We start from the raw sequence: 16,901 nt of genomic DNA on the forward strand, positions 1-16,901 counted from the left end.
CGATGTCGGGGGACAGGATCAGGGGCGCCTTCGCCGGGCTCGCCGTGGGCGACGCGGCCGGATGGCCCGCCGCCAGGCACCGGGCGGCGCTGCACGCGCCCTGGAGCCGGCGCCTGCACAGGGAGCTGGACGCGTTCGCGGAAGAACATCGCGTGACCACCCTGCCGGTGCCGTTCGCGCTGAACCAGCCGGTGGCGCCGCTGCGCGTCGGCCCGTCCGACGACGCCGAGTGGCTGGCGTGGACGGTGCTCACCATCGACCGGCCGAGGGCCGAGGCCTTCATGGACCTCATCGACCCGGCCCTGGGAACGCCCGGGATACGCGCCGTCAGTGACCCGGTGTCCGGGCCGTCCGGGGGGCGCGCCGGCGGCAGGGCGGTCAGGGCGCGGATCTCGGTGGCGACCGCGCTCGACAACCTCGCCAAGGGAGTGGAGCCGCCCGCGTCCGGGCACGACAACCCGCACTTCTTCGACGACGCCGCCGCGGTCAGGGCCGTCGCGTTCGGGGCCCTGGGGAGGGACCCCACGCGGGATGCCGAGGTGACGAACGCCGGCGACGGCGTCCTGGGGGCCAGAGCCATGGCCGCCGCCGTGGCCGAGGCCGTGGCGTCGGGCTCGGCGGTCAACGCCGTGGAGGCCGCGCTCGCCGTACTGCCCGACGGCACCGCCATCGGCCACAACGCCCGGCTGGCGGTCAAGGCCGCGCGGGCGGCCGGGGATGCGTTCGCCGCCGTCCCCGCGCTGGACGGGGCGCTGCTCGACCACGTCTACAGCTACGGCGTCGGCGCGGCGCAGACGGTGCCCGTCGCGCTGGCGCTGGCCGAGGTGTCGGGCGGGGACCTGGACAGGGCCGTGCCCGCGGCGGCGTGCCTGGCCGCGCTCGCCGACTCGGCGCCCGCGCTGACCGGAGCGCTCACGGGGGCCTGCGGCGGGCTCGGCGCGATCCCGGAGGGGTGGATCACGCCGGTGCGTACGCTGGCCGGTTGCTGCCTGCCTGACCTGGCGGGCCTGGATCTGATCGAACTAGCCAACGATGTCACGGAGGGAATCGCATGACGCCGCTTGAGGACAGGGCAACCGGCTGCGTGGCGGGGGCGGCGGTCGGTGACGCGCTGGGCGGCGCCACCGAGGGCTGGACCCCCGAACAGATCGTCGACCGGTACGCGGGCCGCGTCGAGGGCATCGTGCCGCCGTTCAACGAGGACTGGCGCAACGCCCGGCCGATCGCGCCGTACCACAAGGGTGACGGCCACATCACCGACGACACGTTGATGACCCACGCCCTGATCCGCGTCTACGAGAAGGCCGGCGGGCACCTCGGGGCGTACGCGATGGCCGAGCACATGGTGCCGGAGCTGATGGGCGAGCGGCGGTGGATCCCCGAACTGGAGGCCGAGGCGCTGCCGCTGCAGCGGATCTTCCTGGCCGAGAAGTGGATCGTGGCCAGGCTGCACTACGGGCACGTGGACCCGCGCGAGGCCGGCGTCGGAAATATCGTGAACTGCGGCGCCGCCATGTACGTCGCCCCCGTCGGCATCGTCAACGCCGCCGACCCCGACGGCGCCTACGCCGAGGCCATCGACCTGGCCGGAGCCCACCAGTCCAGCTACGGCCGCGAGGCCGCCGGGGTGATGGCCGCCGCCGTCGCCGAGGCCATGCGGCCGGGCGCCACGGCCGACTCCGTGGTCGCCACCTGCCTGCGCCTGGCCAAGGACGGCACCAGGGCCGCCATCGAGGCCGTCTGCGAGGCCGCCGCCGGGCTCGGGCACTGGGACGGGTCGTTCGAGGCGCTGCGCGCCGCCATGCGGCCGTACGACACCGTCGCCGACACCTACCGCGACCAGGGGCTGGGGGCACGGCGGCCGAGCCGGACGCACAGCATCGAGGAGCTGCCGCTCGCGCTCGGGTTCCTGGTGATCGCCAAGGGCGGCTACCGCGACACCGTGCTCGGCGGGGTCAACTACGGGCGCGACGCCGACTCGATCGCCTCCATGGGCGGGGCCATCGCGGGGGCGCTCGGAGGGTTGTCCTCCGTGCCGGCGGAGTGGGTTGAGCAGATCGGCTCCGCCAGCCGTACGGACCTGGTGGCTCCGGGGCTCGCCATCGCGGGGGTCGCCCGCCGGGTGCACGCCGCCGACCTCGCGCGGCGGCGTGACCACGAGGCCGCCTTCGCCGACCTGGACCGCCGGTGATCCGGCTCACCTGGGTCCAGCCGGAGGACCTGCTCGGCCACGAACTCCGCCAGGCCGCCGAGGACGGCCGCGCCGGCGGCCGGGTCAGGGAGATCGCGGCCCGGTGGCACGCGGCCGGAGGGCACGACGCCCCGCCACGCGCGGGCGCCTCCGACCCCTGCGCCGCGCGACTGCGGGGGCTGGCCGAGGAACTGCTGGACGAGCTGGCGGCCATCCCGTCGCCGCTCGACGAGCCGTCCGACCTGGCCGCGATCATCGCCGCCTGCCCCGCCTGGCCCGCCCCCCGCTCCAGCGCGGCCGACCCCGCACGGGTGCTGGGCGCCTGGCTCGGACGGGCGGCCGGGTGCGTCCTGGGCAAACCCGTCGAGAAGATCCCGCGCGAGGGCATCAGGCGGATCGCCGAGGCCACCGGCAACTGGCCCATCAGGGGCTGGTTCACCGCTGAGGGCCTGCCCGATGACGTCGCGCGCCGCTGGCCGTGGAACCGCCGTAGCGCCGTCAACTCCCTGGCCGAGAACATCGACGGCATCCCCGAGGACGACGACCTCAACTACCCGCTGCTGGCCCTGACCGTCCTGGAACGCCACGGCCGCGGCTTCACCACCGACGACGTGGCCAGGCTGTGGCTGGACGAGTTGCCCGCGGGCCGTACGTTCACCGCCGAGCGGGTCGCGTACCGCAACCTGCTGGACGGCGTCGAGCCGCCGCGCACGGCCACCCATCGCAACCCGTTCCGCGAGTGGATCGGAGCGCTGATCAGGGCGGACGTGTACGGCTGGGTCAACCCGGGCGATCCGGCCACGGCCGCCGAGTACGCCTGGCGCGACGCCCGGCTCACGCACACCGCGAACGGGATCTACGGGGCGATGTTCGTGGCCGCGATGTGCGCCGCCTCGCTGGTGGCCAGGTCGGCGGAGGAGGTGGTGCGGGCGGGCCTGTCGGTGGTGCCCGAGGGGTCGCGATTGCACGAGGCCGTCCGCCTGGCCGTCGCGGACGCCGCCCGTGAGGACGACTTCGAGGGGGTCGTCGACCGCCTCCACGAACGCCACGGCGCCCTGCACTGGGTGCACACGGTCAACAACGCCGCCCTCGTCGCCGCCACGCTGATCCATGGCCGGGGCGACTTCACCGCCACGATCGCGGGGGCGGTCGCCGGCGGCTGGGACACCGACTCGGCAGGGGCCACGGCCGGATCCCTCGCGGGAGCGCTGAACGGCGGCGTGCCCGGCCCCTGGCGCATGCGCGACCGCCTGGCCAGCAGCCTCACCGGGTTCGACGGGGTGGGTCTGGAAGAGCTGGCCGCCCGTACCCAGGAGATGATGGCCCCATGATCTCGGTTTTCGGCAGCGCCAACATGGACCTCGTCGCGTACGTCTCAAAAGCCCCCAAACGCGGCGAGACGGTCACTGGGCACCGCTTCCGCACCATCCCCGGCGGCAAGGGCGCCAACCAGGCGATCGCCGCGGCCCGCGCGGGCGCGCAGGTGGCGTTCCTCGGGGCGGTCGGCGACGACGGTTTCGGCGCGGAGATGCGGGCCACGCTGGCGGAGGCCGGCGTCGACGTACGCGGCCTGCGCCAGGTGCCGGGGCCCAGCGGCATCGCGCACATCGTGGTCGACGACGACGGCGGCAACTCGATCGTCGTCGTGCCAGGGGCGAACGGCACGGTCACCGGACCGTCCCCCGACGACCTGGCCGTGATCGCGGCCTCCCAGGCCCTGCTGCTCCAGCTGGAGCTGCCCATGGGCGCGGTCGTCGAGGCGGCCCAGGGGGCGAGGGCGGCGGGCGTGCCGGTGTTCCTCACGCCGGCGCCCGCGCAGCCCCTGCCAGGTGAGCTGCTCGACGCGGTCACGACGATCGTCCCGAACGAGCACGAGGCGGCTGCCGTCACCGGCGCCTCCGGCGCGGACGCGGCCCTCGACGCGCTGCTCGAGCTGGTCGAGGAGGCCGTGATCACGCTGGGCTCGGAGGGCGCGCTCTTCGGGTCGCGGTCGGGGGAGCGGCTGCGCGTGCCCGCGGTGCCGGTGAAGGCGGTGGACACGACGGCGGCCGGCGACACGTTCGTGGGCGCGCTGGCCGTGGCCCGCTCGGAGGGGCGTGCCATGGCCGGCGCTCTGCGATTCGCCTCGGCGGCGGCGGCGCTGTCGGTGCAGCGTGAGGGGGCCAGCACGTCGATGCCGGCCCGCCAGGAGATCGAACGCGAGGTCTCATGACGTGCCACCTGGGCAGGTGGTGACCATGAGCGACAAATCAGAGGAAAAGCCTGACGCGGTCGGCGGGGTGGAGGGCGAGAGCGACGTCATCGCCGAACGGTCGGGTGCCGGCACCCCGCGGAGCCGCCGCCCAGTCCCAGCCGACCTCCCCGCCGAGGTCGACCAGCAGGAGGACGACCAGCAGGAGGACGACCTGCATGAGGAGGGCGCAGGAGAGGACGAGGAGAACGGGGACGACGTCGTCCGCCCGGACGCCGGCCCCACCGGCTGACCGTCACACGCGTCCCCCGTGCAGGTGGGCGAGGGCCGCCTGACGCCCCTCTCGCGACCGGTCCGGGCTTGTGCGCCGGGCCGCTGTGGTTGCGGCAGGTCGTCACCCGAACCAAGCCGTCCGGGACCGCACGCCGGCCAGCCGGTCAGGCGCGAAGCGGGGGCTTTCGACTCAACTGCCGTATGACTACTATCAGGCACCGATCACCTACTTTGGCGATTTGCGTCATGAACCCACCGATCGGCGGAGGAGAGTGTCCTGCACGTGTCCGGATGGGGCAGGGTCGGTCGTCGACGGACGGAGAACATGGAAGACCGGAGTGAGTCAGCGGGCTCGGCGGGCGCCGGTCCGCCGCGGCTGTCGGGTGTCCGCCGGCTGCCGTTGCGTACCGTGCTGCTCATTGTCGTGTTCGTGCCGAGCGTGACCTTCACTCCGCTGCTGGCCTCGGGAATGTACCAGCTGTTCACTCAGTGGCAGGCGGAGAAGGCCCAGATGGATCTGGCCACCACTGTCGTCGGCAGGCCTGCGGCCGACCTGTTCTTCGGCCTCGACCAGGAGCGGCGCCTCACCGCGGAGATGCAGGCCGACCCTCGTAGGGCCTCCCGCGACAAGCTCGCCGAGCAGCGTGCCGCGACCGACCATGCCGTGCGCGCCTTCCGTCCTCTGGTGGCCCTGGACACCACCGGCGGACAGGAGGGGCTCACCGACGCCATCGCCCGGACCGAACGCGGCCTCGGCCTTCTCGACCAGCAGCGCCGGGCGGTGGACGCCGGCTGGTCCAGCGCGCGGAACGCGTTCGACTACTACAGCGGCGTCATCGAGTCGGACCTCAGCGTGTTGACCGCCCTCGGCAACACCGACGAGGGCCAGGTGAACACCCGGGCACAGACCCTGGTCGACCTTTTCTGGGTGGTCGACGCGATCGGCCGCGAAGACGCCGTTCTGGCTGGCGCCTGGAAGGCGGGACGCCTCACAAGGGACGAGTACGGCCTGGTCACCGACGCCATCGGCACCAGGAACCACCTCATGCGGTCACGAGTGGTCCCCGCTCTCACAGGTGACGAGACCCCGTACGGAAAGCTGACGGCCGGCCAGGCATGGGGCACCATGACCGCCCTGGAAGGGCGGTTGATCGCCTCCGGGAGCAGCTCCGCGGACGACAGTGCGGAGTGGCGCTCCTCGGTGGACACGGTCACCACGCAACTGCTGCGACTCCTCAACCTCCGATTCGAGAACGTCGGGAAGATCGGCTACGACCACGCCGACATGATCTTCAGGGTCTTCGCCGGCATCTCCACCGTGGGCCTGCTCGCCCTGGGCCTGGTGATCTTCACCAGCTGGCGTCTCACCTCCATTCTTCGCCGGCGCATCCTTCACCTGCGCCAGGAGGCCCAGGACCTTCAGGAGAGGTTGCCCGACGTGGTCGCCAGGCTGGAGCGCGGCGAGGACGTCGAGGTCGACGCGGAAGTGCGCATGGTGAAGCCCACTCCCGACGAACTCGGCGAGCTCGGGCAGGCTCTCAACCTGGCCAGCCGCAGCGCCGTCCTCACCGCCGTGCGGCAGGCCGACCAGCACCGCGGTTTCCAGCGCATGCTCCAGCGCATCGCCCGTCGTACGCAGATCCTCATCGGCCTCCAGCTGAAGAAGCTGGACGAGCTGGAGCGCAAACACGAGGACCCGGAGGTGCTGGAGGGCCTGTTCGACCTGGACCATCTCACCGCACGGCTGCGCCGCTACGAGGAGAACCTGGTGATCCTCGGCGGCGGGCAGCCGCAGCGCCGCTGGCGCAAGCCGGTACAACTGCTCGACGTACTGCGCGCCGCGCAGGGCGAGGTCCAGGACTACCGCCGGATCACGATCGACGTCGAGGGCGACCTCTGGATAGCCGAGCGCGCGGTGGGACCGCTGGTCCACGTCCTCGCGGAGCTCATGGAGAACGCCACCACCTTCTCGAAGCCGCTGACCCCGGTCGAGGTTCGGGCCGCACCCGTCAGCCGGGGCATCGCCGTGGAGATCGAAGACCGCGGCCTGGGCATGGAACCCGAGGAGTACGCCGCCGCCAACGCCCTGCTGCGGTCGCCGCCACAGCTCGACGTGATGACCCACGCCGACGATGTGCGTCTCGGCCTGTACGTGGTCGCCCGGCTCTCCGCGAGCCTCGGCCTCCAGGTGGAGCTGCGGTCGTCGGCCTTCGGCGGCACCCGTGTCATCGTGCTGCTCCCGGAGGCGCTGGCGGTGGAGCGCCCCCACGCCGTGCCCGCCCCGGCCGCGCCCCCCGAGGAGGCCCCCCAGGGCGCCACCGAATCGCGGCCGCGCCCGCAGCAGGACACCGTCGGTCCTCACCCGCGTCACGACGACGGTCAGCTGCCGACTCGCTCCAGAGGACGCGCGATCGCGGCTGTGACAGCGCCCGCCGAATCGCCGCGTCGGGACGGCCGGGCAGACGACGCACCGTCGTCGCCCGATCATCAGCCGCTGCCCCAGCGGGTGCGCCAGGCCAGCCTGGCCGCCGAGCTCAAAGTCCCGGCGAACGGGGAAGAACGGCCTCACCAGGAGACCTGGGCGGTACGCGACCAGCCCAGCCGATCCAGTGCGACGATCGGTGCGTTCCAGAGACAGTCACGTAGGCGCCGGACCGGTGACGACGCCTCCCAGCCCCGGCCGAGCGGATCCCCGGAGTCCGCTTCCCCCACGACGGAAGATCGATGATGATGCAGCGAACCACCGCCACCAACGTAGACCTGGACTGGCTCCTGGACGGCCTGGTCGATCAGGTTGCAGGCACCCGGCACGCCATCGTGCTGTCCGACGACGGCCTGGTGATCAGCCGGTCCCGGACCATCGAGCGCTCCGATGCCGAACGCCTCGCCGCGATCGCCACCGGCCAGCAGAGCCTGGCTCGCGGTGTCGGGCAGCTCTTCCGCGGCGGGCCGGTCCATCAGGTCATCATCGAGATGGCCGACCTGTGGCTGTTCGTCACCGCGGCGGGCCGGGGCAGCCATCTGGCCGTGGTCGCGTCCCAGGAGGTCGACGCCGAACTGATGAGCGTCGCGATGCACACCCTGATCCAGCAGGTCGGCCAGAAGCTGGGAACCGATGCGCGCACCCCGCCGGCCGATGACGGCGGGAGACACAGGTGAAGCACTGGACGGAGGGCTTCGAGGACGACGACGCGGACGAAACCCTTGTCCGTCCCTATACGATCACCGGCGGACGAACCGCCCCTGAGCGGGACGACCTGACGCTGATCACTCTCGTGACGGCGATGGTGGAGGACTCACCGGACACCGGATGGGGCCTGAGGCGAATGCAGCCGGAGCACCGCACCATCCTGAGTCTGTGCAAGCGGCCCCTGGCGGTGGCCGAGGTCGCCTCCGCGCTGAACCTCTCGGTCTCAGTGACCAAGATCCTCATCGGCGATCTGATCGAGGCCGGTCGGATGCGGGCTCGGCCACCGCTGGCTTTCGCGCGAACAGGCGGCATTCCCGACATGGCAATCCTGGAGGCGGTGAGGGATGGGTTACGCGAACTCTGACCAGGGGGACCCTGCTCCCCAGGCCGTGAAGATCCTTATCGCCGGTGGGTTCGGCGTAGGGAAGACGACCCTGGTCGGCGCGGTGAGCGAAGTCGCCCCACTGCGTACGGAGGAGTATCTGACCCATGCGAGCGTCGGCGTCGACGATCTGGACGGGCTGGGCGGCAAGTCCACCACCACCGTCGCCCTGGACTTCGGGCGCATCACGATCAACCGTCAACTCGTGCTCTACCTGTTCGGGACCCCCGGGCAAGAACGCTTCTGGTTCATGTGGAACGACCTGGTCAACGGAGCGATGGGCGCGGTCGTCCTGGTAGACACCCGCCGACTGGATGTGAGCTTCGCGTCCATCGACTTCTTCGAGAGCCGCAGCATCCCCTTCGTCGTCGCCGTCAACTGCTTCCACGGTGTCCGGGACCGGACCCAGGAGGAGATCCGCAGGGCGCTCGACCTCGATCCGCAGGTGCCGCTGGTGCTCTGCGACGCCCGCGACCGGAGGGCGGCGCGCGATGTGCTGCTGGCACTTGTCGACCACCTGATGGCGGGCAAGTCCCGCACCACACCGCACCCGGTGGCCTGAGCGTCAAGGCTGAGCGGCGACCTTCGCCCCCAGGCGGGCGGCGCACTCGTCCCGGTAGTCGAGCGTGCGCGAGCGCAGCTCCTTGGGGTCGGCGAGCACGGCCCTGGAGACCGAGGGCACGACGGCATGGCGGACGGACGCGAACACCCTGGCGACGTGGGCGGGGGTGGCGCCCTGGACGCCCAGCCCCGGCGCGAGAACGGGGCCGTTGAGGTCGTCCAGCGCGTCGTCGAGTGCGGGCAGCGTGGCCCCCATGACCAGCCCGACCGGCCCGAACGGCGTGTGCCCCGCGTTCGCCCCCGCCGCGGCGGCGATCACCTGGCCGGCCACGTGCCGCTGCAACGCGGTGGCCTCGGGGTTGGAGGTGCGGGCCAGCACGAACACGCCCGCGTCGTTGACCATGGCCGACGTGATCGCGCCCTCGAGCGACCCGAACCCCAGGTAGGGGCTGAGCGTCACCGCGTCGGCTGCCAGCGGGCCGCCCCGGTCGAGGTACGCCTCCGCGTAGGCGGCCATCGTGCTGCCGATGTCGCCCCGCTTGGCGTCGAGCAGCACCAGCGTGCCGGCCTCGCGCAGGTCGGCCATGGTGCGTTCGAGCACGGCGATGCCGCGGCTGCCCCAGCGCTCGAAGAAGGCCGACTGCGGCTTGACCACCGCGGCCACGTCGCCCACCTCGTCGACGACCGTACGGCTGAAACGCTCCAGACCGGCGGGGGAGTCGTCGAGCCCCCAGGCGTGCAGCAGCGCCGGGCTCGGGTCGAGGCCCACGCAGAGCGGTCCGCACGCGTCGAGCCTGGCTCGCAGGCGCGCCCCGAACGTGTCATTCATCGGCTCCTCCTTCGCCGGAGACGCCGGACGTCAGCCCTCGACACGGTGCTCGCCCGGCCTCTCTCACGACCACCGCCACGGCCCTCAGCGCCGGCCCCGGCGGAACGGTTCTCCGGCGACGATACGGGACAGGACTCCCGATGCTGAACAGGGTGTGCGATCCGAGTCTTCCTCGCTTGGCCTTGGGGGTAGATCAGCAGACATGTACGAGATCGCCCATCGTGTGCTGGTGCTGCGTACCGATCCGCCCCGTGACGTCGTCGTCACGCTCGGCCTGCCGTACGAGGAGCCGGCGGGCGAGTGGTCGTGCCCGTACCGCATCGACGGGCTCGCCGGGTGGGAGCACGAGCGGAAGGTCACCGCGTTCGACTCGCTGGAGGCGATCGGGCTGGCGATGGTCACGGTGCGGGCGGCGCTCGCCGGGTCCCACGAGGCCAAGGGGGGCCTGCTGAGCTGGGACGACGCGCCGCCGGGCCGGCGGGCGCGGACGGTTTACGTGAGCGTGGACCAGGAACACGACATCGCCTACGTCTCCATGAAGCACGAAATGTCACCAGGTGAGGCGGTACGTCAGGTCGAAGCCGACGACGTCATCGTCGACTACGGCGAATCCGGGCAGATCCTCGGCCTGGAGATCTTGAACGCGGCGGCGGTGCTCCCGCCCGAGCTGCGGCTCTGATCGGAGAGGCGTCCTCCACGAGCGCTCGCCGGCGGGCCGGCGACCACGGCCGGTCACCAGGGGCGGGGGAGGGAGCACACCCGCGTACCCTGCGGGCGAGCACGGCCGGGGATAATCGCCCGGGTGAGCATCGTGATCTCGCCGCGCATCGTGGCCACCGACCTCGACGGAACCCTCCTCACCTCCACCGGCACCATCACCCCGCGCACCAAGAAGGCTCTGCGGTCCGCACGAGCGGCCGGAGCCGAAATCGTCTTCGTCACCGCCAGGGCGCCGCGCGGCGTCCGCGAGATCGCCGAGCAGACCGGCATCACCGGCATCGCGATCTGCAGCAACGGAGCCGTCACCTACGACGTGGCCGCCGACGAGATCATCGACAGCAGTCCGCTCCCGCCCGAGGCGGCGAGAAAGGTCGCCGCCGCGCTGGCCGAGGCCATTCCCGGCGTCGGCCTCGCCGTCGAGACCGGCAGAAACGTGCTGACCGAAGTGGCCTACACCCGGCGGGTCAGCCACGACCTCGCGCACTACCGCGAGGTGTCGTCGGTCTTCGACGAGAACGAGCCCATCGTGAAGCTGCTCGCCATGTCCGCAGCGCACACCGCCGACGAGATGTTCACCGCCGTGGTGGCGGCCGTCGAGGGCCAGGCCGAGGTGACGTACTCCAGCGACGAGGGGCTGCTCGAGATCAGCGCGCCGGGCGTGACGAAGGCGGGCGCGCTCGACCGGCTCTGCGGGGAGCGAGGCGTCGGGGCCGGTGAGGTGGTGGCGTTCGGCGACATGCCCAACGATCTGGCGGTGCTCGCGTACGCGGGCGCCGGCTACGCCATGGCGAACGCGCACCATCTGGTGCTGGCGGCGATCGAGCGGCGCACGCTCTCCAACGACGAGGACGGCGTGGCCGCGGTGCTGGAGGATCTCTACGGACGACCCCGCGGGTGACGTGCCCGCCCACGCGGGTGGACGGGCACGTACGGCCTCAGGCGTCGTTGGATGATCACGTCACCGACGAGCGACCGCCCATCAGAACCCCCACCCCCGGCACCACCGCGTCACGGCGAGATGCGCCGGCCTGCCGAGGCGGCCTTCATGCCGACGGGGTCGACGCCGTCGGCGGTGTCGTGCTGAGGCCGCCCGCCCTCCATCATCCGGTCGACCAGCGCCGGCGCCGATACCACGAAGGTCAGGTGGATCAGGGTTTTCCATTGTCAGTGATGCCGGTCTGGCCGCGTCGATGAAGATTTGGCGGGGGTGGATGGACGAGATGCCGATGATGGCCATGGCCGGCTTGACCTTGAGTCTCCTTGTTGCAGGACCGGGACGGCGGTGGTCACGGCTGCAGGCAGCCGGCGGCCGGGAGCTCGGGCGGCACGGTCAGCGCCGCGGGATCGACCAGAGCGGTGAGGTCGCCCGTGGGTTCGAGCAGGCAGGTGCCCAGGTGAAGGGGGTCTATGACGGCATGGGGGGCGGGGGCGGCGGACAGCGCCAGAGCGCCGGCGGCGAAGCACGGTGAGCGTGATCCGCCGAGATGTGGACAACATCGAACCTCCTGGGTAGAGGTGGAACGACCGCTGGTGCTACCCAGAGTAGTGGAATAGTAACTCTTGGTTAAAGGGCTCTACAGGTTGTGATCGGAGGATCGGAGGTCCTGGGCGGCCATGACCTCGTCGGCGTGGTCGGACGCCCACACGCCGAACGCCTCGATCGGCCCCAGGAGGCTGCGGCCCAGCTCGGTCAGCTCGTACTCCACGCGGGGCGGCGCCTCGGCGTACGCGCGCCGCGCCACCAGGCCGTTGAACTCCAGGCGGCGCAGCGTTTCCGTGAGGACCTTCGGGCTGATGCCGCCGATCTCCTCCCGCAGCCGCCCCGGACGGCGCGGGCCGTGGCGGAGCGCCCAGACGACCACCGCGTTCCAGGTGTTGGCGATCAGGTCGAAGGCGAGTCTGGCCTGGCAGTCGGCGAGGAACAACGAAGCCTCCGTTAGGCACCGGATGGTGTGCGACGGGATTCCTATCGTCGTCATCCAAGCAAATCCCTTTGGAGGACGAACATGCGTATCGGGATCCTGGGCGCCGGCGGCATGGCGGACGCCCTCGGCACGCAGTGGGCCAGGGCGGGCCACACGGTCATGATCAGCGGGCGGGACCCGGGCAGGAGCACGGCACAGGCCGGTGAGATGCGCGCCCAGGCCGTTCGGACACCGGCCGGGCAAGCGGATGTCCGGGCCGGGACGTGGGCGGAGGCGGCCTGCTTCGGCGAGGTCGTGATGGTCGCCGTCAGGGAGGCGGGCCTCGTGGACGTGCTCCGGGCCGCTGGTGCGTCGATGCGCGGCAAGCCCGTCATCGACGTGACCAACGCTGCCGCTCCTGACCGCTATGACCCCACGCGACCGATCGCACGCCTGATCAGCGACCTCACCGGAGGTCACGTCGTGAAAGCGTTCAACCTGTGCCACGTGGACGTGTGGCGGATGACGCCGCCGGTGTTCGGCGGGCGGCCACTGGCCGTGCCGCTGTGCGGCGACGACCCGGCCGCCATGGACGCCGCCCGCACGCTGGTCGCCGACCTCGGCTGCAAGCCGCTGAACGGAGGAGGGCTCGACCGGGCGACGCAACTGGAGGCGACCGCCGCGTTCGTGATCGGACTGTGGTTCGGGGGCGCCGACGCCCAGGCCATCCTGCCGCCGCTGGACTCGTCGGGCGCTCACGGGCAGGGCTGACGTACGACGAGAGGCGTAGCGGGGATGACGACGGCCGGCGGATGCCGCGCGCGCCGCCAGGGAGAATCCTGGAGGCCTTCATACGAGGCCGAAGGAGAAGTCCAGTGGTAACCGAGGTCGCCAAGGGCAGTGGGTACATGACCGCGTTCAAGGTCGTCGCCATCCTCAACACGGCATCCGTGCTCGCTCAGGCCGTGACGGCCGGGCAGCTGATGAGCGGCGCCGGCGCCGCCCTGCACGGGCAGGGGTCGTTGGCCGTGCACGTGCTGGGGCTGGTGCAGCTCATTGTGGCCGTGCTGCTGTGGCGTCCGGGCCGCGGAGCCGGCTGGCCCGCACTGGTCAGCCTGGCGATCCTGCTGCTCGGGTTCGTCCAGTCGATGCTGGGCGGCTCCGGGGCGGTGACGACGCACGTGCCGCTCGCTGTGGGGCTCTTCGGGCTCAGCGTGTGGCTCGTGGTCTGGTCCTGGCGCCGCTGACCCGTCGGCGGCACGGGGTCAGGAGGGGTGGCGGGCCAGGTGGTCGGCGTGGCGGACGGGCTCCGGGAGGCGGAAGCGGGCGGCGAGACGGAGAACCTCGTCGGTGGCCGTGTCCAGGGAGATGCGATGGCCCTGGGAGACGTACACCGGTTTGACCCCTCGTTGCGTGCGCAGCGCCCGTCCGACCGTGCCGCCCTCGTACACGATCGGCGTCCACGCCCCGCGCTCCGGCCCGGGAGGCTCGTGCGTGCCGATGAAAGGCGTCTTGCCCACCCCCAGAGCCGGCAGGCCGGTGAGCACCCCCAGGTGGCAGGCCAGCCCGAACCCGCGCGGATGGGCCAGCCCGTACCCGTCGCAGACCAGCAGGTCAGGGGTCACGGTGAGCTGTTCGAGGGCGTCGATCAACGCGGGCAGCTCGCGGAAGGCGAACAGCCCCGGCACGTACGGGAACGCCACCCGCCCCTCGGCGACCACCTGCTCCACCGGCGCGAGCGTGCTCCCGTCGAGGACGACCACGGCCGCCGTCACCGCTTCGTCGCCGTGGTAGTGCACGTCCAGGCCCGCCACCAGCGCGAATCCGGTGGGGCCGGTCAGCTCGACGTGCCCGCGCAGCCGGTCCTGGATGGACTCCGCCTCCGCGACGCTGGAGGGCCATGGATGAAGTCGTCGTACCTGCACAGCGATCAAGGTACGGGGTCGCGGCAGGAGATCGTTGCGTAGGGTCGGTCGTCATGAGCGAAGTTCCGGTGGACATAACGGTGATCGTCGGTCCGGGGGTCGTCGCCGACCCGGCGCTGCTGGCGCGGATCGCCGGCCGCGAATTCGCCGCCCTGGGCGTGCGAGGCACCCTCGTCCACGCCCGCGACGCTTCTCACCTGCTCTCGCTCGTACGGGACGGGGCGGTCGTGATCCCCGGGCCCGAGGCCGAGGTGCGCGCCCTCATCGGACGGCCGCTCGGAGCCGTGGTCTGGGTGGACACGCACCGGACCGACGGCGTCGAGCCGGGCGAGGGCGCGTCCCACCTGCACGGGCGCGGGCTCAGCGGCCTGAGCTGGGGCATCCGGCACGCCCTGCATCGGCTACGCCACACTCCCCTGCGGGTCCCTTACGGGCCGTCCCGCGATCAATGGGGTGATCTGTACGTGCCGGAGGGCGTGCCCAGGCCGCCGGTCGTGGCGCTGGTTCACGGCGGATACTGGCGCTCGATCTGGGCCGCGGACCTCATGGAGGCACTCTGCGCCGACCTGGCGGGGCGCGGGTTCGCGGTGTGGAACCTCGAATACCGCCGTCCCGACACGCACGGCTGGCACGCCACCACCGCCGACGTCGCCACCGGCCTGGCCACCCTCCACGCCCTTCGCCCCCGCACCCCGAGGAGCGCCCCCGCCCGCGACGGCCACCGTGACGATGACCCGGGGCCGGACGCCGGGATCGGGCTGGACCTCGATCGGGTCGCCGTAGCAGGACACTCGGCCGGTGCCCAGCTGGCGTTGCGGGCGGTGGCCGACGGGGCGCGGGCCGCGCTGGCAGTGTCGCTCGCGGGCGTGCTCGACCTGGTCGAGGGCGAGCGGCGGTGGCTCGGTTCCGGTGCCGTCGCCGCCGCCATGGGCGGTCCCGCGCCCGGAGAACGGCCGTCGGGAGGCGCGGACGTCCACGGGGCCGGATCGCCACTGCTCAGGGTGCCGATCGGCGTGTCCCAGCTCGTCGTCCAGGGCGCCTCCGACGACCTGGATCTGATCGACTTCGGCCGCCGCTACGCCGAGGCCGCCGGACGGGCCGGCGACGACGTGACGTACCTGGAACTGCCCGGCGACCACTTCGACGTCATCACCCCCACCACCTCGATCTGGCGGGCAGCGGCGGAGGCCATCGCCGCGGCGCTCACCTGAGCGTGGTCAGGAACCCGCGGCGAGGACGCCACCCGCCCGAAGGGGACGAACCGGTCACCGCCTAGCATGTCCAGGTGATCGTCGGAGAGGTGCTCGGACTGCTCGGCGTCGGTGTGGTGGCCGGCGTGGTGAGCACGGTCGTGAGCCTCGCGTCGATCGTCTCCTATCCGGCGCTGCTGGCGTTCGGCCTGCCCCCGCTGACCGCGAACGTCACCAACACCGTCGCCCTGGTCTTCACCGGCATCGGCGCCGCGGCGGGCTCGCGGCCCGAACTGGCCGGTGAGGGCGGCCGGATGCTCCGGCTCGGCCCGGTGGCCGCGATCGGCGGCGCGACGGGCGCGTTCCTGCTGCTGGTGACCCCTGCCGAGACGTTCGAGCTGATCGCGCCGTGGCTGATCGCGATGGCCTCGCTGCTGCTGGCCCGCCCGCCGTCCGGCCGGGCGGACGGCGAGCACGGGATGGCGGCGCGGGTGGGGCTGTTCGCCGTGACGATCTACGTCGGCTATTTCGGCGCGGCCGGAGGCCTGATGGTGTTCGCCGTGCTGGCCGCCACGTTCGCCCAGCCCGCAGCCAAGCTCAACGCGATGAAGAACGTGTTGTCCGGGCTGGCGAACGCGGTGGCGGCGCTCGGGTTCGCGCTGTTCGGCCCGGTGGACTGGGGTGCGGCGGCGCCGCTGGCGGCCGGGTTCCTGCTCGGCGGATGGACCGGCCCCAAGATCGCCCGCAGGATGCCGGGCTCCGGCCTGCGGTACCTGGCGGCGGCCTGCGGGCTGGCCGTGGCGATCAAGCTGGGCTGGGATTCGTACGTGACCTGACCGGGACGCTCGCACGTTCCTTCACGAGCGCGGCGAACCTGCCGGTGACCCGGCGCCAGATCGGCGTGGAGACCGGCTCGTCCGCCACCGCCCGCTCGTAGATCTCGCCGGGGTCGAACCCCTCGGCTCGCCACTCCCGGATGCGCGCGGGCGTCACCTCCGGATGGAACTGCACGCCCCACGCCCGCTCGCCCACCCGGAACGCCTGGTACGGGCACGCCGCCGTCTCGGCCAGGTGCACGGCCCCGTCGGGCAGCCTGGTGACGGCGTCCTTGTGGTGCTCGACGGCGGGAACCACCGGGGGCAGGTCGTGGAAGAGCGGGTCGGTGGCGGCCTCCGGCCGGATCGTGACCGGAACGCTGCCGTTCTCGGGCGCTCCGGTGTCGCCGGTCACCACGCCTCCCGCCACCTCGGCGATGAGCTGGCCGCCCAGGCAGATGCCGAAGAACGGCACGCCGTCCGCCAGCGCCTGGGCCGCCAGCCGCCGGGTGCCGGCCAGCCACGGCGCCCTGTCGTCCTGGCTGGGCAGGTAGCCACCGCCCAGCACGATCATGGCGTCGTGCTCCAGGCGGCCGGGCAGGGGAACGCCGTCGTGGGCGTGTACGACGTCCAGCTTCAGCTCGGCGTCCTCGAGCCATCCGCCCACGCGGCCGGGGCCGCCGCTGCGGCTGTTCTGGACGATCAGGACATCACCCATCGTGGGCCTCCG

The 16,901-nt window shown here is 72.3% G+C and carries 21 protein-coding genes; 16 read left to right on the top strand and 5 right to left on the bottom strand.

Annotated features, from left to right (window positions below; genetic code table 11):
- Positions 1 to 2 precede the first annotated feature (2 nt).
- The 9 genes from ABGB01_RS25065 (at position 3) to ABGB01_RS25105 (ending at position 8,789) form a co-directional block, all read left to right on the top strand.
- On the top strand, positions 3 to 1,055 hold the full coding sequence (locus ABGB01_RS25065; RefSeq protein WP_347775981.1) for an ADP-ribosylglycohydrolase family protein: 1,053 nt from the start codon (positions 3 to 5) through the stop codon (positions 1,053 to 1,055).
- On the top strand, positions 1,052 to 2,191 hold the full coding sequence (locus ABGB01_RS25070; RefSeq protein ID WP_347775982.1) for an ADP-ribosylglycohydrolase family protein: 1,140 nt from the start codon (positions 1,052 to 1,054) through the stop codon (positions 2,189 to 2,191). Before ABGB01_RS25065 ends, ABGB01_RS25070 begins: the two co-directional genes overlap by 4 nt.
- Complete coding sequence (locus ABGB01_RS25075) at positions 2,188 to 3,522, top strand: ADP-ribosylglycohydrolase family protein (RefSeq protein WP_347775983.1); 1,335 nt, start codon at positions 2,188 to 2,190, stop codon at positions 3,520 to 3,522. Before ABGB01_RS25070 ends, ABGB01_RS25075 begins: the two co-directional genes overlap by 4 nt.
- Positions 3,519 to 4,403, top strand: coding sequence for a ribokinase (gene rbsK / locus ABGB01_RS25080; RefSeq protein ID WP_347775984.1), 885 nt, complete (start codon positions 3,519 to 3,521; stop codon positions 4,401 to 4,403). Before ABGB01_RS25075 ends, rbsK begins: the two co-directional genes overlap by 4 nt.
- Before the next feature lie 25 nt (positions 4,404 to 4,428).
- Positions 4,429 to 4,674: a hypothetical protein gene (locus ABGB01_RS25085; protein WP_347775985.1), complete on the top strand. Its 246-nt coding sequence runs from the start codon at positions 4,429 to 4,431 to the stop codon at positions 4,672 to 4,674.
- 306 nt (positions 4,675 to 4,980) lie between these two features.
- Positions 4,981 to 7,383 (top strand): nitrate- and nitrite sensing domain-containing protein, encoded by a 2,403-nt coding sequence (locus tag ABGB01_RS25090; RefSeq protein WP_347775986.1) that lies wholly within the window; start codon positions 4,981 to 4,983, stop codon positions 7,381 to 7,383.
- Positions 7,383 to 7,814, top strand: coding sequence for a roadblock/LC7 domain-containing protein (locus ABGB01_RS25095; RefSeq protein ID WP_347776151.1), 432 nt, complete (start codon positions 7,383 to 7,385; stop codon positions 7,812 to 7,814). The genes ABGB01_RS25090 and ABGB01_RS25095 overlap by 1 nt, the downstream gene beginning before the upstream one ends.
- Complete coding sequence (locus tag ABGB01_RS25100; RefSeq protein ID WP_347775987.1) at positions 7,811 to 8,209, top strand: DUF742 domain-containing protein; 399 nt, start codon at positions 7,811 to 7,813, stop codon at positions 8,207 to 8,209. The genes ABGB01_RS25095 and ABGB01_RS25100 overlap by 4 nt, the downstream gene beginning before the upstream one ends.
- Entirely contained in the window at positions 8,190 to 8,789 is a 600-nt protein-coding gene (locus ABGB01_RS25105; protein ID WP_347775988.1) for an ATP/GTP-binding protein, read from the top strand. The genes ABGB01_RS25100 and ABGB01_RS25105 overlap by 20 nt, the downstream gene beginning before the upstream one ends.
- Positions 8,790 to 8,792: 3 nt before the next feature.
- Here ABGB01_RS25105 and pyrF read toward each other — a convergent pair whose 3' ends face one another.
- Positions 8,793 to 9,617, bottom strand: coding sequence for an orotidine-5'-phosphate decarboxylase (gene pyrF, locus ABGB01_RS25110; protein WP_347775989.1), 825 nt, complete (start codon positions 9,615 to 9,617; stop codon positions 8,793 to 8,795).
- A gap of 202 nt (positions 9,618 to 9,819) precedes the next feature.
- Here pyrF and ABGB01_RS25115 point away from each other — a divergent pair, with 202 nt between their 5' ends.
- Positions 9,820 to 10,296 carry a DUF2283 domain-containing protein gene (locus tag ABGB01_RS25115; protein WP_347775990.1) on the top strand — a complete coding sequence of 159 codons (477 nt, stop codon included), beginning with the start codon at positions 9,820 to 9,822 and terminating at the stop codon, positions 10,294 to 10,296.
- 123 nt (positions 10,297 to 10,419) lie between these two features.
- The gene (locus tag ABGB01_RS25120; protein ID WP_347775991.1) at positions 10,420 to 11,235 is read left to right on the top strand and encodes an HAD family hydrolase; all 816 of its coding nucleotides are present in this window, start codon (positions 10,420 to 10,422) and stop codon (positions 11,233 to 11,235) included.
- Positions 11,236 to 11,345: 110 nt separating this feature from the next.
- Here the strand turns inward: ABGB01_RS25120 and ABGB01_RS25125 are convergent, their stop codons facing one another.
- A complete protein-coding gene (locus ABGB01_RS25125) occupies positions 11,346 to 11,471 on the bottom strand; it encodes a hypothetical protein (RefSeq protein WP_347775993.1) in 126 nt (41 codons plus the stop codon).
- 77 nt (positions 11,472 to 11,548) lie between these two features.
- Here ABGB01_RS25125 and ABGB01_RS25130 point away from each other — a divergent pair, with 77 nt between their 5' ends.
- Positions 11,549 to 11,806 carry a hypothetical protein gene (locus tag ABGB01_RS25130; RefSeq protein ID WP_347775994.1) on the top strand — a complete coding sequence of 86 codons (258 nt, stop codon included), beginning with the start codon at positions 11,549 to 11,551 and terminating at the stop codon, positions 11,804 to 11,806.
- 105 nt (positions 11,807 to 11,911) lie between these two features.
- Here the strand turns inward: ABGB01_RS25130 and ABGB01_RS25135 are convergent, their stop codons facing one another.
- On the bottom strand, positions 11,912 to 12,316 hold the full coding sequence (locus ABGB01_RS25135) for a helix-turn-helix domain-containing protein (RefSeq protein ID WP_347775995.1): 405 nt from the start codon (positions 12,314 to 12,316) through the stop codon (positions 11,912 to 11,914).
- Positions 12,317 to 12,343: 27 nt separating this feature from the next.
- Here ABGB01_RS25135 and ABGB01_RS25140 point away from each other — a divergent pair, with 27 nt between their 5' ends.
- Both ABGB01_RS25140 and ABGB01_RS25145 read left to right on the top strand, forming a co-directional pair.
- Complete coding sequence (locus ABGB01_RS25140) at positions 12,344 to 13,012, top strand: NAD(P)-binding domain-containing protein (protein WP_347775996.1); 669 nt, start codon at positions 12,344 to 12,346, stop codon at positions 13,010 to 13,012.
- A gap of 104 nt (positions 13,013 to 13,116) precedes the next feature.
- The gene (locus tag ABGB01_RS25145) at positions 13,117 to 13,488 is read left to right on the top strand and encodes a hypothetical protein (RefSeq protein ID WP_347775998.1); all 372 of its coding nucleotides are present in this window, start codon (positions 13,117 to 13,119) and stop codon (positions 13,486 to 13,488) included.
- An 18-nt stretch (positions 13,489 to 13,506) separates the two neighbouring features.
- Here the strand turns inward: ABGB01_RS25145 and ABGB01_RS25150 are convergent, their stop codons facing one another.
- Positions 13,507 to 14,166 (bottom strand): endonuclease V, encoded by a 660-nt coding sequence (locus ABGB01_RS25150; RefSeq protein WP_347775999.1) that lies wholly within the window; start codon positions 14,164 to 14,166, stop codon positions 13,507 to 13,509.
- Between the two features lie 53 nt (positions 14,167 to 14,219).
- On the opposite strand from ABGB01_RS25150, the gene ABGB01_RS25155 reads away from it, so the two are divergent.
- Positions 14,220 to 15,377, top strand: a complete 1,158-nt coding sequence (locus ABGB01_RS25155; RefSeq protein ID WP_347776000.1) for an alpha/beta hydrolase — start codon at positions 14,220 to 14,222, stop codon at positions 15,375 to 15,377.
- A 74-nt stretch (positions 15,378 to 15,451) separates the two neighbouring features.
- Positions 15,452 to 16,192 carry a sulfite exporter TauE/SafE family protein gene (locus tag ABGB01_RS25160; RefSeq protein ID WP_347776002.1) on the top strand — a complete coding sequence of 247 codons (741 nt, stop codon included), beginning with the start codon at positions 15,452 to 15,454 and terminating at the stop codon, positions 16,190 to 16,192.
- Here the strand turns inward: ABGB01_RS25160 and ABGB01_RS25165 are convergent.
- On the bottom strand, positions 16,161 to 16,889 hold the full coding sequence (locus ABGB01_RS25165) for a type 1 glutamine amidotransferase (protein WP_347776003.1): 729 nt from the start codon (positions 16,887 to 16,889) through the stop codon (positions 16,161 to 16,163). The genes ABGB01_RS25160 and ABGB01_RS25165 overlap by 32 nt on opposite strands.
- Between the last annotated feature and the right edge of the window lie 12 nt (positions 16,890 to 16,901).

The organism is Nonomuraea sp. B5E05 (assembly GCF_039880665.1).
In the GTDB taxonomy this organism is placed as follows: domain Bacteria; phylum Actinomycetota; class Actinomycetes; order Streptosporangiales; family Streptosporangiaceae; genus Nonomuraea.

Coding starts and splice junctions, on each gene's coding strand:
- ABGB01_RS25070 (WP_347775982.1), top strand. CDS start 1,052: ATGACGCCGCTTGAGGACAGGGCAACCGGCTGCGTGGCGGGGGCGGCG.
- ABGB01_RS25155 (WP_347776000.1), top strand. CDS start 14,220: ATGAGCGAAGTTCCGGTGGACATAACGGTGATCGTCGGTCCGGGGGTC.
- ABGB01_RS25090 (WP_347775986.1), top strand. CDS start 4,981: ATGGAAGACCGGAGTGAGTCAGCGGGCTCGGCGGGCGCCGGTCCGCCG.
- rbsK (WP_347775984.1), top strand. CDS start 3,519: ATGATCTCGGTTTTCGGCAGCGCCAACATGGACCTCGTCGCGTACGTC.
- ABGB01_RS25165 (WP_347776003.1), bottom strand. CDS start 16,889: ATGGGTGATGTCCTGATCGTCCAGAACAGCCGCAGCGGCGGCCCCGGC.
- ABGB01_RS25130 (WP_347775994.1), top strand. CDS start 11,549: ATGGACGAGATGCCGATGATGGCCATGGCCGGCTTGACCTTGAGTCTC.
- ABGB01_RS25135 (WP_347775995.1), bottom strand. CDS start 12,316: ATGACGACGATAGGAATCCCGTCGCACACCATCCGGTGCCTAACGGAG.
- ABGB01_RS25105 (WP_347775988.1), top strand. CDS start 8,190: ATGGGTTACGCGAACTCTGACCAGGGGGACCCTGCTCCCCAGGCCGTG.
- ABGB01_RS25085 (WP_347775985.1), top strand. CDS start 4,429: ATGAGCGACAAATCAGAGGAAAAGCCTGACGCGGTCGGCGGGGTGGAG.
- ABGB01_RS25065 (WP_347775981.1), top strand. CDS start 3: ATGTCGGGGGACAGGATCAGGGGCGCCTTCGCCGGGCTCGCCGTGGGC.
- pyrF (WP_347775989.1), bottom strand. CDS start 9,617: ATGAATGACACGTTCGGGGCGCGCCTGCGAGCCAGGCTCGACGCGTGC.
- ABGB01_RS25115 (WP_347775990.1), top strand. CDS start 9,820: ATGTACGAGATCGCCCATCGTGTGCTGGTGCTGCGTACCGATCCGCCC.
- ABGB01_RS25095 (WP_347776151.1), top strand. CDS start 7,383: ATGATGCAGCGAACCACCGCCACCAACGTAGACCTGGACTGGCTCCTG.
- ABGB01_RS25140 (WP_347775996.1), top strand. CDS start 12,344: ATGCGTATCGGGATCCTGGGCGCCGGCGGCATGGCGGACGCCCTCGGC.